This is a genomic window from Candidatus Thiosymbion oneisti (genome assembly GCF_900092655.1).
Taxonomy (GTDB): Bacteria; Pseudomonadota; Gammaproteobacteria; order Chromatiales; family Chromatiaceae; genus Thiosymbion; species Thiosymbion oneisti.
The window spans coordinates 1-15,930 of the sequence record NZ_FLUY01000704.1; the positions used below are offsets into that span (position 1 = coordinate 1).

The following is a 15,930-nucleotide window of genomic DNA, read 5'->3' on the forward strand; positions in this document are numbered from 1 at the left end:
TTGTTCGTCTCCAACTCCTCGCCGCAACTCCTCACCGCGTTAATATTGGCGATGGCGGCAAGCGTCGAAGCCGTCCGACCAGACCGCTCTTTCCCGCGAAAGCGCTGAAGGCGGGATGCGCTGCGCTTTCCCGCTACGCGGGCTCGATAAGTCACTCCGGCCAAAAATCGCTATCTATGATCGTTTCAAAGCCGAATGGACATACCTCAGGAAAAGTCGATTCGTCCAGATTGGTTTCCCTGGTAGCTACGAGTACCGCCGTAGTAAAAGCATCCCGGAGGATCGTATCGAGATGTGACTTCAAGCCCGGATTGGACTCCAGCACCCGACGGACGCGGTAACGCTGCTCCTTGATGGTCGCCTGCCAACTCCTTCCGCGCCCCTTGGCCTGGTATTGCCACTTCAGCAGATGAGCCAAGAGGACAATCAACCGACTTTCGAGCTCCCTCCATTCGCTTTTCCCCACCGCTTCGATCTCCTCGGCAACATGTTCCCAGTCCACTTCGCTGAAGCGGTGGGTACGAATCAGCTCCGCATTCCGCAAGGCCCAGGTGTAGGCGTCTTGCTCATATAACAGCGATAAGGAAGTGTCAGACATTGTTTCGTCTTGAAAATTTACCACTACCGAATTCTAGTCGGGCGCTTGACCCGACCTCAAGAACAGCCTCATCACGGCTGCTTAACCACTTTCAGCTTGCGGCTCGCGATCGCGAACTGGTTCTTGGGTGTGATGATATTCACGGTGAGTACGTGCTCACCCTCCGGTACCCCGCTCACGTCCAGCGGATAGTTGAAAGGAATGTAACCGCGCTCCTCTTCCGCGTAATAGACCGTATCGATAAAGAGTATGATCTCGAATCTTTGGCCAAGTAGTATCTCCCGGTCTTCTTGGCTCGGAACATCGATGCGAACGACGACGGCGTCCTTGACCTCCGGGACGGCCTTCTCTTCGGATTTGTCAAATTCAGGAAAGCTCAAAGTGGCCGCGAGCTCCCGGTCCTGGAGGCGTGATGCCAGGAAATGCGGAGAGACTCGCCGCCGGTTGACCATGGGTCGATCTGCCTTCTTGGGCCTCGCAGTGCTCAATCCGTGCTTGTAGGTGCGGTAATCAAGGGTACTGTTGCCATAGGCGATGACGCTGGTCTCCGGCAACGTGAAGTAGCTGATGACGATCTTGTGATCCTCCAGGTCCCAAAGGTTGATGAGATTATCCCGGTCCTTGCCGTTCCAGTATTCGGTGATGGTTCCGGCGATCCGTGGCTCCCAATCCACCAGCGTTCTCAAGAGGGCACTGCTCGCCACGCCGGCCCACACGCTGACTCGGGAGGGCTTTGACAATCGGTAAGACAGGGTTCCCCCTTCGCGGTCAATGCGCCCCTCGGTGATCTCGAATGGCTCACCGCCGCTGAAGGTGATCGGGTCGTAGACAATCTGGGAACCGGTTGCGTCTTCTGCCTCGATGGTGAAGAAGTACGCCTCGTTGGGTACGACCCTAGCGTCCAGGTCCTTGCCATCCCACGCCAGCTTGTGTGACCCCTGGCCCTGCTCGGCATCCTCGATCAAGACCCGGATCAATTCACGGTCGGGGTCGAAGACCTTGACGGTGACCTTGGCACTCCGGGACAACCGATAGCTCAGCTCGACCGTTTGCTCCCTGGAGGGATCAAATGAGCTCGTGGAGACGGTGACATCATAGATGGTCAAGGTTTGGGAAGGGGTCGTATCGGGTGCCTGCTGCGCCAAGCACACCGAAGCCATTGACCACAGAGCGATGAGCCAGACGAACCACTCCAAGGTCGGCATTCTTTGCCACTTTAGAATCACCGGCTTATCTCCAATGCGGATCACGGATATCCACCCGTTTTTCTCCAAAGGGCCGCAGCTGCTCCACGCGCCCCGTGCCGACATCGACTAGCTCCAGGTCCATATATCCTTGCTTCACTGCGACATAGAGAACCTTCTCTCCATCCGGGGACCAGGCTGGGTGCATCTCCGCTCCGGGTGAGTCTGTAAGTCGGCGCAAGGAGCTACCGTCAGCACGGATCGACCAGAGATCCGATTGACCGGAGCGATTGGACGAGAAGACGATGCGTTCTCCGTCCGGGGACCAAGCCGGTTCCGTGTCCTCGCCGCCGGTGGGCAGCAAGGTTCTCGCAGTGCCGTCCACCAAGGATACAATCCACAATTGCCTCAGCAGGCTCGTCCCCATACCGGGAACCGTGATGGTCATGGTGGAAGAATACACAAGATTGTTGCCCAGCGGCGATAGCACGGGCGAATCCTGTACTCCTCTTTGGAGGACGACAGGCTCGATCTTCCCCGTTCCTAACCAATAGCGCCTGATCTCGGCGCTTTCCTCTTTCTCCGAAAGATCGTAGGCCACGTAAAGCAACGATTTGCCATCAGGAGACCAAACCGGTGCGGCATATTGCCCGGCGGGGAGGGGCAACCTCTCCGTCTTTCCTGGAGGCAGATCCGCCAACCAAAGCTCGCCATGGCTGTTGGCGTAGGCTACTTGCGAGCCATCCGGGGAGAGTGCCGGCGTAAGCTCATCGATACCTGTCGCGGTGAGCTGTACCGGTTTCCGGCTCGCCATATCCAGCTCGAACAGGTTCCAGTTCTCACCCACAAACGCAACAAAGGCGATTCTTCCCTGTTCCACTCGATCCTCGGCGCGACCGGAATCTGCGAAGGCACATAAAGCGATTCCGCACATCAGGAGGCTCCAAGGCCAAGACACGTATTGGATCATCGAACGATTTTCAGTGTTGGTTATAGGCCCCCGTCGCCGGCGGTCGGCGTGGACCGCGCCTGACGCAGGACGCGCAGCCAAGCGGTCCCGTCGGGGCAGGAGAGGAGTGCATCGCCGAGATCCTCCAGCCGCGGGGGATCGGAAATCGCTGTGCGATTCGTAGTTTTCTCTTTCGTATTCTAACCCACCACGACAAGCGGCCAACAGCTAACTTAATGGCATTGCCTTGCAAAGGAGCCTTGATTCTAAAGGCGGGATGCACTGCGCTTTCCCGCCCTACGCGCGCTCTTCTTGCATGATCTTCCTGATCTCATCAGCACTGATATCCGACTGCTCTATCTTTGAGTAAATGGCTACCAGCAAGACATCATCCTCTGTTTGAAGATAGTAGATGATTCGATAACCGCCGCTGGTACCACGTTGGGCATCACGATTAGGTGCCCGCACCTTGTAAAGCGTATAGCCCGTACCGGAGATCTGATCGCCTGGATATTCGCCTGAATCCAGTTGCTCAAAGACAGGTGTAATGTCATGACGGATACGCCTGTATTTCCGGCTCAAGCGTCTGAGCTGGCGCTTGAACGCTTCAGTGTACTGTAGCGCCATATCCGCTAGTCTGCATCGATACCGTCCCACAGGGTACTGATCGGCTGTATACGCCTGGCCTTGGCGTCACCTAGTCCTTCTCGGAAGCTCTCAGCTGCCGTAGGCCACGGCTCATCCTCTTCTATGCCCTCACGAAACGAGTGGACCAAGCGCAACAACAGCGGGCGATAACGCTTCGGTGTACGTTCAATTTCGGCATATAGCTGTTCAGTGGTATCCGGTGTCTCGGTTGCCATCGTGAAACCTCATGCTTACGGGAGATTGTAGCAGTAGTGACACCGCCCTTCTTTAGCTGCTAAGGAACCGGAGCCTTCCTTCGCGATTATCCGTTCCTGTTCCTACCTCTCGACCTTACGCAAACAGTATATACAAGGTGCATGTGAAGCAGGAGATCGAGAAAGGGCTGTCCGATATCGAGGCAGGCTGTACCGTTCTACACGATCAGGACCGTAGGGCGGGAAAGCGCAGCGCATCCCGCCGCGTCGGTCATTCCAGACCCAATTCCTTTACAACTTTCGGAATCCGGGCCGAGAACTGTGCCTCGATGTCGTGCCAACAGGTGGAGAAACCGTCAGCCCCCAAAGGCAAGGGCCACACCGCGTGAAGGTGATCGGGTAAGACAACGACCGCATCGATGATGAAAGGTCGGCGACGGCGGGCATCGGTAAAGACGATTCGCAATCTGACTCAACCCCATCACGCCGCCTGTTTGGCTACAAACACCGCTCGCGCAGCCTGGATGCCACGCAGATACTTGGCCTGACGCCGGGCACAGAGATTCACGAGTGATGCCGGTGCGCCGACCGCCGTTCCAAACGCCTTAAGAAGACGTTCGGAATAGCCGGTAAACTGCTCCCCATTGATGCCCAAGCGCGTGAAGATCTTGGGTTCTCGTGCTTCGATGTATCCAGACTTATCCTCACGTAACGCCTGACCCGTCCAATCGACCAGCTCCAGGTAATCATCGAAGGCAAACGGCACCGCCCAGGGGGTCTGTGCGGCGGCATCGAAGGGCATCAGCGGGGCCCGGGGTAAGACCTGCGTCTCGGTTTCCGGCCGTAACCGCTCCCCATCGAGCGTTACCTCAGGCGCTGTGACGGTTGCGATCTCCTGTGAGCCGGTTTCGGATGCAACCTCCTCGGGTAACTCAACGACACGCTCCTGAATCGAGGTGTAGTCCGAGGCCTCCGGCGTCTCGGCAAGCCTCGCCCGCACCGGATTCAGATCCACATAGGCCATCGCCGCCAGCAACGCCTTCTCATCGAGCAACGCCTGGCTCTTGAAGCGTCCTTCCCAAAATCGCCCCTTCACCCCATCTTCTGCATTGGCCCGGCGGGCAATATGCTCGTTGAGGGTGCGCATAAACCAGGACAAATCATGTAATCGCCCCCGGTAGACCTCGGCAAGTTCTTCAACCTTGGCAATTTCCGCTCGGCTCATCGACCCCCGTGACTCCGAGAGATAACGTGTCACCAACAAGGGCCCGGTGAAGAGCGCCGTCCAGCGCCTCAACACCTCCTCTATCGACCACCCCAAGGCTCGTTCCCGATCGATGCGTACCACAAGGTGATAGTGATTACTCATCACCGCATAGGCGGCCACGTCGATGGCAAGCAGGGCAGCAAGCTGCTGCATGCGTTCAACGATCCAGCCGCGACGGTGTTCGAAATTCAGGCCTGAGAACGGGTCCTCACCACACAAGAAGGCACGGCGTACACAGCGGCATACGCAGTGATACCAAGGGGTGTCCTCAAGGGAGACAAGAACGGAGCAGGGGGCAGTCATGATGGACCCTCTGTGGTTTCGGTGTCGAGAGGAAGCTCAGCTTGGGGTGGGGAAGATGTCAAACAAAATGGGTGTCCTTTAAATTCCATCCCCTTTTTTTACGTGGGTTTCTTCAATTTCCCTTCAACGCATAATATACACACGTGGCAAAGCTAAGAAAGAACACGACAGAAAAAACCAGCCTGATCCAAAATCGCTGCGTATAAGTAACAACATCACTATCAGGGAATGACCCCAACCATGCGGCCTGTATAGCCCACCATAGAAAGACTACACAAGCTAATAATGACAACGCAGAAAGCCCAAACATAATCAACTTCTTCTTCAATCGCCGCTCCATAAAGCTACACCATGTAACTATTCAGGACCCCACTCATATAAAAAACAAATACTTACAACTCAACGGGGGCGATAAAAGCCGGAAAATACGTCATTTCCGCACATTTTGATGCTGGGAGTCATCAATGCGGCATTCATCCAGAACATCATCTACAAATCCCTTACAATCGTTAAAAAATGGAATGAAACGACCAAGATCACGGCCTGGACGAATTAGATTATTTACACATTGCTCATCTACAGGATATGGAATGGGGATTTGACGGGCATTAGGCTCAATCGATTGACCAGAATGATCAATAGTTTCGACTGGGACGCCTGGTAAATCTTTGTTGTCACCTTGTCCTGGAACGTTACCTCCTTGCGGCCCCATACCTGCTTCAAGCATATCTGTCTTAATCCAATGATGCTTTGCACCAGTATAATTAAGAATGGAAGCAATACCATCAAGATTAACAGGCCGCTCATGCCTGGTTACTTCCAGTCCAAACGGGTCAATCCAGAACAAGGGATTTCCACCCACGTATGCGTAGGTATTTAACCCCCCTCCTAGCCCAATAGGATCAGACTGCACATACCGCCCAATCGCCGGATCATAATCACGGAAGTAGTTATAGTGTCGTTCGGTCTCGGCATCGAAATACTGACCGGGAAAGCGCAAGTTCAAAACGAAAGACGTACCATTGCCATCCGGGTCTTGATTCGGTGTAGCCTTACCGAAAGGGTCACTGATCCAACGCCAGACAAGGGTTTGGTTCTGATCACTGACCAGTCGGGGTGTACCGAGATGGTCGGTGTGGATGTAGTAGAGGGTGCCATTACGGGCAGTGGCAACGGGAATGCTGTCGAAATAGAGGATTTCTTCGCGTGCATCGCCCGTAGCTGCGTCGTAGACCCCGAGCAGTTGACCTCCGGGTCCATAAAGGAAATGACTGGTCCGCCCGCCGACGGTCTTGACAACCCGCTGGCCCTCGGCATTGTAGAGATAGGTTGCGATGGTGGCGGTGCCCTGCTTGACCTCGGCAAGACGGTTAGCCTGATTGTAGATGTAGGTGAAGCGGTCATCCTGGATCAGGTTGCCGGCGGCATCATAGCTGTAGCTGCCGGGATCGGTGCCGGTGGTCTCTTGCAGTCGGTTGCTGTCTGTCGCATAGCGATAGTTGGTAACGCCGGCGCCAATGGTCTCCAACAATCGGTTGCCCACCGCGTCATAGCTGAAATCGATGGCACCGTAGGGTCCGTCGGCATCGATGAGGCGGTCCAGCGCATCATAGACAAAGCTTTGGGTGTTGGCAGCATTGAGGGCATCGGTCCAGTCGGTGATGTTATCTGCGGCATCGTAGCCGTAACCGAAATCCTGGATGCCGCCGACGGTGATACTAGTCGCACGGTAATCGGTATCAAAAGCCTCGGCGTGATCGAGGCCGGAACCGTCGCTCCAGGTGGTAGCCGGACCGAATGGCAGGTAGGCGATGTCGCTCAGGACCGGCAGGCCGTCCGCGGTAATAATCTGTATCCGCCCCTGGCCGTCATAGCCGTACACGACAGTGAGGCCACTCGGGTAGGTCAGACTGGTCAGACGATCGGCACTGTCATAGCCATAGCCGAGGCTGTAGGTCCAGCTCTGGATGGTTCGGGTCTCGGAGACGCGGTTGCCGCGGGCATCATAGACGAAGCGGGTCTGTCCGCTCTGGTCATCATAGCTGGTCAGGCGCCCGGTGCCGTTTGTGCCCTGGTCGTAGAAGTAGCTCCGGTCCTCGCCCGCGGTCGGAAAACTGGTGCCGATACGCCGGTTAAGCTTATCGTAACCGTGGGTGACAGTGATACCGCGGCTATCGGTCCGCTTGGTCAGGTTGCCGTTGGCATCGTACTCGGTGCCGGTGATTCCCGTATCTGGGCTATCGAGTCGGTCCTGGCGGTCGAGATTGTCGTAGCCGTAGCCGGTGATCAGGCCACGGGGATCGGTGACGCCGGTCAGATTGCCAACACGGTCGTAGGCATAGTGGGTGATACCGGTTGCGGCATCGGTGAGCTGGGCAATGCGATCTAGGGCATCATAGGCGCGGCTCGTGGTCTGGCCCAGGGGATCGGTGACCGTCGTTAGATTACCGTTGGAATCATAGTCCAAATGCGTCGTTTGACCCATGCCAGCAACGATTTGGATGGCCTGGGATAACTCGTCATAGACGAGGGTTTCCCTGTAGAAGATTTGATTCGTGCTGTCTTTGCGTTCGGTGCCGGTCCGGTTGCCGAGCTTGTCGTAGGTATAGGTCTGCTGGTCGCCGTTGGAATCAATGATGCCGGTTTGGCGGTTTACCACATCGTATGTCCGTTCGATGCGCACACCGGTGGGGTCGAGGTCTGCGGTTCGGTTGCCGGCCTTATCGTACTCGTACTGGTAGGTAGCGGAACCGGGCAGGGTCTCGGTGGTGAGCTGGTCGGCGGCATCATAGCCATAGGTCTGGGTATTGCCGGCGACATCGGTGACCGACGTCAGGTTGCCATTGCGGTCATAGCCACGGGTCTCGGTCTGGGCCAGGGCATTGGTCATGCCGGTCTGCCGATTGCGGCTATCATAGGCGTAGGTGATAGCGTGGCCGCGCGGATCGGTGGTGCTGGTGAGGTTGCCGTTGGCGTCATAGGTGAATTTGGTTTCACCGCCCAAGGCATCGAGGATCTTGATACGGCGGTTCAGACCGTCGTATTCGAATCTCGTAGTACGACCCTCGGCATCGGTCACGCTCAGCAGATTGCCGACCGCGTCGAATGTCATAGTTGCGGTGTTGCCGAGTGCGTCGGTGACACGGGTCAGATTACCGGCGGCGTCAAAGCTGTAGCTGGTCGTGTTGCCCCGAGGGTCGGTGGCGGATGTAAGCCGGCCCTGGGTGTCGTAGGTCAGGACAGCCCGGTTGCTCTGGGCGTCGATGATCTTGATGAGATTGCCGCGGCTGTCGTACTCGAAACGGGTGACATTACCTTCGGCGTCGGTCTCGCTGGTGACCTGACTGTAGGTCGACTCGTAGGTATAGGTGGTCACCTGGCTAAGCGCATCGGTCTCGGTAAGTAGGTTGCCGTTGGCATCGTAGGTGAAGGCCGTGGTGTGACCGTTGCCGTCGGTCCGGCTCAGACGGTTATAGTTATCATCCCAGGTCGATCGGGTGACACGCCCGAGCGGATCGGTGATCTCGATCGGATTTCCGGTTTCGTTGAACTTGTAGACGGTGATGTTTCCACGCTCGTCGGTTACCCGGGTCTCGGTATCGGTATCGCTGACATAGTTGAACCGGATAGTCGCACCATCGGCGAAGACTTGGCGGGTAACCCGGTCTTCGTTGTCATAGGTATTGGTGACGACGGTGTTGCCCCGTGGATCGACGACTGTCAACAGATCGCCATCGGCGTTGTAGCCGTAGGCCATGACACCGCCGATCGGGTCTGTCACGGCAACTAGGTCGCCGTTCTCATCGTAGCTATAGGAGTAGGTGCGGCCCAGGGGATCTGTCACGCTGGCGACCTTGCCGTTGGCGCCCTTGGCGAAGCTCAAGGTTCGCCCTGCATCGTCGGTGACGCTCGTCAGGAACCCGGTGCCGTCGTATGTAAAGTGCAGGGTGTTGCCATAGCGGTCGCGACGCTCGATGATGCGGCCATTCACATCGAACTTTTCGACATCGCCGTAGCGCCCGGTCAGGGTGATGCTCCCGTCTGAATTGAGGTCGAGCGTTTGGTAGGTACCGGCGGCAGCCTCGAAGGTGCCGTCCGGGTTTCGGGTGAAGCGCTTGCGCTTACCGTCCCCTTGGCGGACGATCGCATAGGTCTGCTCACCGTCGGTGACGGCGATGGCGGTGGCCGTCAGGTTGCTGTGCCAGCCGCGGCCGAAGGGGCCATCGATACGGTCCTGACAGTGGTAGGTGCGGGTAAGCCCGAGCTTAGGACCGGGCCCTGGGATATCAAAGTCAGTATAAAGTTCTATGTTGTCGCCGGTAGCGGCGTTCACAGGGTTGCCCAAAGGGCATTGGTTGTCGTCCGGCGTCGGGTTGTCCTTTTCTCCATCCCCCTCCTCTGGGTTAAAACCTTGATGTCCAGTATCCCAAGGAGGCGTGTCGTAGGCTGCTACTGGGGAGACGGCTAGAAAGAGCGCAAGAACGGCAAGGATGCCGAAAAGATCGCGGACAGAGCTCATCACTCGATTCCCTCCTGCTTCGTCTCCATCACGGCCTCCACCTGTTGGGCAAAGCCTTCGACTTGACCGCTAAGGTCATCGATTTCGTTCATCAGGTCGGGATTATTATCGAGGTAACTTCTGACAGCTCTACCATCGGTGTTCATGAACCGCATGTAGTCATCGTAGGTTGTCGCGTAGCTCGCATAGCGCTGCTCTCGTTGCGCTCGATACGTCTGCTCCACTGCCTGGAGAGCGCTACTCAGTTCCTCTTTGGACGCGTTCTGATTCCGGTTCGCGACCCGTGCTTTCTCGCGCCATTCCCGTACAGAGAGCGCCATCAGATCGCGAGACAGGGTGCAGTACTCCTCCACGGTCAAAGCCATGGCTGGAACGGCCACGATTATCGCCAAGAGCAGGCCAACCACGACGGAAGCCGTCAACCGATGCGGAGCATGTTTCCCGGCTTGCGCAACGAACAGGAATCTCATGGCCTTGATCCTTCCCCAAACATGTCTGCTCAGTAGAAGACGCGCACCCGCATATAGCGAACCAACGATTGACTACCTTGGGCGTCGATAGCCTTGAGCGCGAGGCGGTAGTCCCCCTTGTCGACGAAGATGTTCTCCTCGTTGCGGCCGTTCCATTCGACTGTCTGCGTGCCGGCGCTCACTGGTTGGCTGATGGTCCTCATCAATCGATTGGAGCCCGCACGGAAGACCTGCAGGACGGCCGTCGCATCCTTCGACACATCGAAGGTAATGGTGACCGTGGGTGTATCCGGTGTCAGGAAATCCGGCGTTGCCGGGTCGAAGTAATTGGGCTCAGCCGAGAAGTTGGTGATCCGCGGCGCACCCTCGACGAAGATGCCGTTATTGGGCAGCTTGAAAGCGGTGACTCCGAAGATGAACTGGCGCCCCGGAGGTGGGTGGGCGAAGTTGCCGAAAGCATCGGCCCCATCCCACTTGAGGTGGTGCAGGCCACGCCCGAGCGGCCTGCGATCCATCAGCCGCACCACCTCGTTGGCGAGCCTGAATACCCGCACCGAGACGGTCACCTCGGCTGCACGAGTCAAGGTCATATCGACATCGAGGAAGTCGTCCTCCAGCGGCTGGAAGACGTACTGACAGTTAGAGCAGCTCGATCCTTCCATGCGCCAGCTCGGGTTGAACAGTTGACCGCCGCTGGTTTGGGACTCATCGAGCGTCCGCGTCTGTCCGTTAGCGTCTTCGTATTCCAAGACGGCGAAGTAGACACCCTCTGTTACGAACACACCCGTGTCCGCAGTGCAGTCCCAGGTATCGGTGTAGGAACCGGCAGCCCGGCTCTCGCGATTGACCAGCGTGCGCACTCGGTCACCGGCCTTATTCTTCAGGAAAATGGTAACCGGCGTCGTCCCGCCGATCCTTGTGCGGATGTCGACTGAGCTTCCGCCAACGGGTGCGGAACAGGTATCTGTCAACAGTTCCAGTCGAGTGTCGATCGTGACCTTGACCTCGATTGTGTCGACGCCGGTCAGTCCGTCATTGTCTATCACTCGGAAGGCAACGACATAGAGACCCGGCGAGCTGTAGGTGAAATTTGTCGAAGCTGAGGTGGGCGACGAGGCATCGTAGACGCCGTCACCGTCGAGATCCCACTCATACTGCACAATGGTGCCGCCGCCATCGCTGCCTGTCCCGTTGAAGGAGACGGAGCAGGGTGCATTGCAGTTTACGGGGCTGCTCGGAGATGTGATCGTGGCGGTTGGCGACCCGCGTGGTCCGACTCTCACCGCAGTCGCAGTTGCACTTGCCATTGCCGTCAGGCCATCGTTATCGGTCACCCGGAAAACGGCATTAAAAGTCCCCGATGAGGGATAGGTGTGGCTGGTACTTCCAGTCGTTGTCGAGGAGAAATCGAATACCCCGTCGCCCTCGAAATCCCACTCATAGAGCACGATCCGGCCGTCGGCGTCGCTACCCACGCCAGTGAAGTTGACCGTAAGCGGTACCTGGCCGTTCGAGGGATCGATGCTCGCCGTAGCCGCTGGAGGATTCCCGGTTATCGTGATTCTGACGGACGCGACGGCCGTCTCGTTCTGGTCGTTCAGTACCTCCAGGACGGCATCGAACACCCCCTTGGATGTATAGGTATGGGTGTAATTTTGCTCACCGGGATCGTTCGTATCGAAGATTCCGTCACCTTGGAAATCCCAGCGGTATCGCAGTATCGCTCCCCCGCTGTACTCGGCGTTAGTCGTGAAGTTAACGGTCAGCGGAACGGGCCCGGTCGTCGGGCTAGCCTCGGGCAGGGCCCGAAAGACAGATACCCTGAAATCAGAGCGCACTTGGGCAAGATTTCCGGCCTTGTCCTGCACTGCCGCGTGCAGGGTATGAAGCCCTGCAGACAGATCACTCGTAAGCTGGTAGGTCGCGCCATATTCGTCGATGGCGAACGAGTCGCCGATTGCTACGCCATTCAGCTGCGCAGTGAAACTGCTTGTGTCGATTCCCGAACCATCGTCGTCGAAGGTTACATTGATGTTCGGACGCAGCGTATCTGCGACCGCGCCATCGACCGGCGCCGTGATGCTGATCGTCGGCGGTGTGCTGTCGGCGAAGACGGAGGTGTTGTCCCCATCCTGGTACTCACCGTCATCCACCTCGATGCGAGCGATATAGTTACCCTCCACATCCGGCGTGAAGCGGGCAATCGCTTGGTCCGCAGCGGCGATATCGGCATCTGCCGCGTTACTTGCGGATGGCCGTGCGACCAGGCTCCACTGGTAGGTGATCGGCGCCGGTCCGGAATCCGGGTCCCGGCTCAGGCTGCCGTCGAGGGTCGCCTCCTCACCCGGCTTGACGGAAAAATCAGTGCCCGCGTCCGCAATCGGCGGTACGTTCGTTTCCAGGACGGACACCGAAACGCCGTCGGTATCGGATTGGTTGCCGTTGTGGACCACGAGATCCAAGGTATAGGTCCCCAATGCATCCGGCATGAATCCGGCCTCGGCGCTGTCGCTGTCCGTGATGTCCGCGTCCGTCAAGGCGCTGGTTCTCGGAACTCCCGTAAAAGACCAGGAATAGGTCAGCGGCAGGCCGTTCGGATCATCGCTGCCGGTACCATCCAAGGTTACCGCGGTTCCAGAGGGCACTTCCTGGTCGCGTCCGGCATCGGCGTTCGGCGGCGCATCGAGGTGAGTAGCGGAGACGGTAACCTGATCCGGCACGCTGGCCGCCTGCCCGTTATCGACGGTGAGTGCAAAGACGTAATCACCCTCCACATCGGGTACGAAGGTGGGATCAGGCCGTCCCGGATCGTTCAACGCGGCAGTGCTCCCCGCCGGGACACCGGTAGTTGCCCAGCCGAACCTGAGCATGCCCCCGCCGGGGTCGTAGCTGGCACTGCCATCGAGCTTGACCTCGGTGTCGGTCAAGGCATTGCTGTCGGCCCCGGCGTCGGCTATGGGAGCGGAACTCGGATAATAGGCCGTCGCCTCATATGCCAAACTCCGCCAGCGGGCGACGGCCTTGCGGTACGCCTGCCACCATCCCGGCGGCCGTGGCCTCTCCTCGAGCAGCCGGCGTTGGACCTCATTGACGAGCTCGACCCTGATCTTGAGCGAACGCCCAGATCCGAAATCGGACGTATTCAGCTCGAAATAGGGGATGCCCTCCGCGCTCACGGCCTGGGCATTGGCGACCAGGATACCTTCCGGTGCTTTGATAGCGAAGGCGAGGAGAATGCTATCTGCCGGGAAAGGGGCGGAGGAGACATTGCGCAGGCGGACGTGGAGCCGCCGTATTTCAGGCCGGGAGGTCCGTTTGAGCGGCTGGGGTTCGACCCGGACTACCGAGGGATCGATGGCCTCGAGGCCGTGGATTCGGAGCTCGGCCTGTACCGGAAAAGCGGACAGTGCCCAGCAAAAGGCCAATGCCCAGTAGCCAAACAGAAGAATAGGCTTTCTCATCCTGCGGCCTTCCTACGAGACGACCCCTCTGTCAGATCCCAGGTGATCACGTCTTAATTGCAGCTACAGCCTACACCGTAACAAATTTGAGGTTGTCCGAGAGCAGTTTGAGGTCATCCATGATACGGGTAATCCTGGTACGCCTTCAGTACCCTGTCAAGCTCCACCCCGGTCCGGAAGGTAAAGCAGAACAATCCAGTCCTGCGGCACAACGCGGCCAACCTGTAGCGCGCCGAAGGATTGATTGGGTGACAGGTGTTCATCTACGCAAATCCCGACAGAAACCATGTGCGACGGGTAGCGCTGGGTTTATACTGCGCCGATTCGAGCTTCCCCTCATCCGAAACAATTTCCAAGCCTGTATCGAGGAGGACCGGGATGGAAGAACTCAGGAAAAACGGGGCCTTCGATGGACCGGAAGGACCGCTGGTGCTGGTGATCATGGATGGGGTCGGGATCGGCAAGTACCCGGAAAGCGATTTCGTCAAGATCGCACATACCCCCAATCTGGACTGGCTGCGCACGCATGCGGTCTACACCCAGGTCAAGGCCCATGGGACGGCGGTCGGCCTGCCGGACGACACCGACATGGGAAACTCGGAGGTCGGTCACAATGCGATCGGCTGCGGTCGTGTCTTCTCGCAAGGGGCGGCACTGGTCGACCAGGCCATCGCCTCCGGCTCCCTATTCGAGGGTGCGGTCTGGAAGGAGCTGGCGGCGAATGTCAAAGACCACCAATCGACACTGCACTTTATCGGTCTGTTTTCGGACGGCAACGTGCACTCCAACCTCAACCACCTGGAGGCGATGTTGCGCCGGGCCAAGGCAGAGGGGGTCCAAAAGGCCCGCATCCACCCTTTGATCGACGGGCGCGATGTGCCCCCGACCTCGGTGCTGGATTATGTCGAACGCTTCGACAAATTCCTGGAAGGCATCAATGCGGATGGCACCCTGGACTATTGTGTGGCGTCGGGCGGTGGGCGCATGCACATCACCATGGACCGCTATAACGCCGACTGGAGCATGGTCGAGCGCGGCTGGAATACCCACGTCAGGGGCCAGGGCCGCTACTTCGCCACCATGCGCGAGGCGGTGGAGACTTTCCGCAAGGAAAAGCCGGGCATCCTCGACCAGGATCTGCCGGCCTTCGTCATCGCGCACGACGGCGCCCCGGTGGGGCCGATCCTGGCGGGAGACAGCGTCATCTTCTTCAACTTCCGCGGCGACCGCTCCCTGGAGATCACCAAGGCCTTCGAGGCCGAGGCGCTGAGCGAGTTCGACCGCGGTCCCAAACCGGATGTGCGGTACGCCGGTATGATGCAATATGATGGCGACCTTTGCGTACCGGAGAAGTATCTGGTATCGCCACCGGCGATCGATCGTACCATGAGCGAATACCTCTCCAACGCAGGGGTCAAGCAATTCGCCATCTCCGAGACCCAAAAATACGGCCACGTCACCTACTTCTTCAACGGTAACAACTCGGGCAAATTCGCCACCGAAACCTGGCGGGAGATCCCCTCGGACATCTGCCCGTTCGAACAGGCACCGCGGATGAAGGCGACCGAGATCACCGATGCCGTGGTGACGGCGATCAAAAGCGGCGAGTACCGATTCATCCGCCTGAACTATCCGAACGGTGACATGGTCGGCCACACAGGTGTAACCGATGCCGTGAAGACAGCTATCGAGGCCGTGGACGAGGGCGTCGGCAGGATCATGGAGGCGGTAAAAAATGCCAAAGGCATCGCGGTCTTCTCGGCGGACCACGGCAACTCCGACGATATGTACGAGGCGGACAAAAAGACCGGCCAGCTGAAGCGGGACGCCGCCGGCAAGTTTCTGCCCAAGACGGCACACTCCCTCAACCTAGTGCCAGTGATCGTCTACGACCCGACCAATGGATCCCGGGCGCGCCTAGCGCAGGTCGCGGATCCCGGCATCGCCAACCTGGCGGCTACCTGCATGACACTCCTCGGCTTCCAGCCCCCAGCGGATTACACGCCGAGTCTGGTGGAAGTCGGATAAGGCACTCGATCTACCGGTTGCCGGCTACCGGCCCGTGGTTTGAACCGCAAAGGCGCAAAGGACGCAAAGTCTTTTGTAGGTTGGGCAAAGCCTGCCAGGGACGGCGGCGTGCCCAACAGGATGTTCAAAGAGCGCAAAAAGCCCGCGTAGGTTGGGGTGAGGAATGAACCCCAACGCTATAGTTGAGATAGAGCTTATTGGTATGCGTTACCGGCATGTATCGGTCGCAGGAGAGACTTGAGTCCTTAGATATTTGACATTCGGCTGCAAGCAACCCAATGCCGCGGTCCGGCTCCTCAGCAACTTTCA

General features: G+C 58.1%; 11 protein-coding genes. 1 reads left to right on the forward strand and 10 read right to left on the reverse strand.

The window, feature by feature from the left end:
* Positions 1 to 151: 151 nt before the first annotated feature.
* The 10 genes from BQ17_RS07565 to BQ17_RS07610 all read right to left on the reverse strand — a co-directional run bounded on the left by BQ17_RS07565 (position 152) and on the right by BQ17_RS07610 (position 13,593).
* The gene (locus tag BQ17_RS07565) at positions 152 to 598 is read right to left on the reverse strand and encodes a DUF29 domain-containing protein (protein ID WP_089725792.1); all 447 of its coding nucleotides are present in this window, start codon (positions 596 to 598) and stop codon (positions 152 to 154) included.
* Between the two features lie 71 nt (positions 599 to 669).
* A complete protein-coding gene (locus BQ17_RS07570; protein ID WP_176722340.1) occupies positions 670 to 1,803 on the reverse strand; it encodes a FlgD immunoglobulin-like domain containing protein in 1,134 nt (377 codons plus the stop codon).
* Positions 1,804 to 1,828: 25 nt separating this feature from the next.
* Positions 1,829 to 2,662 carry a TolB family protein gene (locus tag BQ17_RS07575; RefSeq protein WP_176722341.1) on the reverse strand — a complete coding sequence of 278 codons (834 nt, stop codon included), beginning with the start codon at positions 2,660 to 2,662 and terminating at the stop codon, positions 1,829 to 1,831.
* A gap of 366 nt (positions 2,663 to 3,028) precedes the next feature.
* Positions 3,029 to 3,358 (reverse strand): type II toxin-antitoxin system RelE/ParE family toxin, encoded by a 330-nt coding sequence (locus BQ17_RS07580; protein ID WP_089725798.1) that lies wholly within the window; start codon positions 3,356 to 3,358, stop codon positions 3,029 to 3,031.
* 5 nt (positions 3,359 to 3,363) lie between these two features.
* Positions 3,364 to 3,594, reverse strand: a complete 231-nt coding sequence (locus tag BQ17_RS07585) for a hypothetical protein (RefSeq protein ID WP_089725800.1) — start codon at positions 3,592 to 3,594, stop codon at positions 3,364 to 3,366.
* A gap of 250 nt (positions 3,595 to 3,844) precedes the next feature.
* A complete protein-coding gene (locus tag BQ17_RS07590) occupies positions 3,845 to 4,039 on the reverse strand; it encodes a hypothetical protein (protein WP_089725802.1) in 195 nt (64 codons plus the stop codon).
* 15 nt (positions 4,040 to 4,054) lie between these two features.
* Entirely contained in the window at positions 4,055 to 5,143 is a 1,089-nt protein-coding gene (locus BQ17_RS07595; protein ID WP_089725804.1) for a transposase, read from the reverse strand.
* A 430-nt stretch (positions 5,144 to 5,573) separates the two neighbouring features.
* Complete coding sequence (locus BQ17_RS07600) at positions 5,574 to 9,662, reverse strand: RHS repeat-associated core domain-containing protein (protein WP_089725806.1); 4,089 nt, start codon at positions 9,660 to 9,662, stop codon at positions 5,574 to 5,576.
* Positions 9,662 to 10,132 carry a hypothetical protein gene (locus BQ17_RS07605; RefSeq protein WP_089725808.1) on the reverse strand — a complete coding sequence of 157 codons (471 nt, stop codon included), beginning with the start codon at positions 10,130 to 10,132 and terminating at the stop codon, positions 9,662 to 9,664. The genes BQ17_RS07600 and BQ17_RS07605 overlap by 1 nt, the downstream gene beginning before the upstream one ends.
* Positions 10,133 to 10,161: 29 nt before the next feature.
* Positions 10,162 to 13,593, reverse strand: coding sequence for a PKD domain-containing protein (locus tag BQ17_RS07610; protein WP_089725810.1), 3,432 nt, complete (start codon positions 13,591 to 13,593; stop codon positions 10,162 to 10,164).
* Positions 13,594 to 13,971: 378 nt separating this feature from the next.
* Between BQ17_RS07610 and gpmI the strand changes: the two genes are divergently transcribed.
* On the forward strand, positions 13,972 to 15,621 hold the full coding sequence (gpmI, locus tag BQ17_RS07615; RefSeq protein WP_089725812.1) for a 2,3-bisphosphoglycerate-independent phosphoglycerate mutase: 1,650 nt from the start codon (positions 13,972 to 13,974) through the stop codon (positions 15,619 to 15,621).
* The last annotated feature ends 309 nt before the right edge of the window (positions 15,622 to 15,930 follow it).

Excerpts from the sequence above, each read along its gene's own strand:
- BQ17_RS07565 (WP_089725792.1), bottom strand. The coding sequence starts at position 598 with ATGTCTGACACTTCCTTATCGCTGTTATATGAGCAAGACGCCTACACC.
- BQ17_RS07570 (WP_176722340.1), bottom strand. The coding sequence starts at position 1,803 with ATGCCGACCTTGGAGTGGTTCGTCTGGCTCATCGCTCTGTGGTCAATG.
- BQ17_RS07580 (WP_089725798.1), bottom strand. The coding sequence starts at position 3,358 with ATGGCGCTACAGTACACTGAAGCGTTCAAGCGCCAGCTCAGACGCTTG.
- BQ17_RS07585 (WP_089725800.1), bottom strand. The coding sequence starts at position 3,594 with ATGGCAACCGAGACACCGGATACCACTGAACAGCTATATGCCGAAATT.
- BQ17_RS07595 (WP_089725804.1), bottom strand. The coding sequence starts at position 5,143 with ATGACTGCCCCCTGCTCCGTTCTTGTCTCCCTTGAGGACACCCCTTGG.
- BQ17_RS07600 (WP_089725806.1), bottom strand. The coding sequence starts at position 9,662 with ATGAGCTCTGTCCGCGATCTTTTCGGCATCCTTGCCGTTCTTGCGCTC.
- BQ17_RS07605 (WP_089725808.1), bottom strand. The coding sequence starts at position 10,132 with ATGAGATTCCTGTTCGTTGCGCAAGCCGGGAAACATGCTCCGCATCGG.
- BQ17_RS07610 (WP_089725810.1), bottom strand. The coding sequence starts at position 13,593 with ATGAGAAAGCCTATTCTTCTGTTTGGCTACTGGGCATTGGCCTTTTGC.
- gpmI (WP_089725812.1), top strand. The coding sequence starts at position 13,972 with ATGGAAGAACTCAGGAAAAACGGGGCCTTCGATGGACCGGAAGGACCG.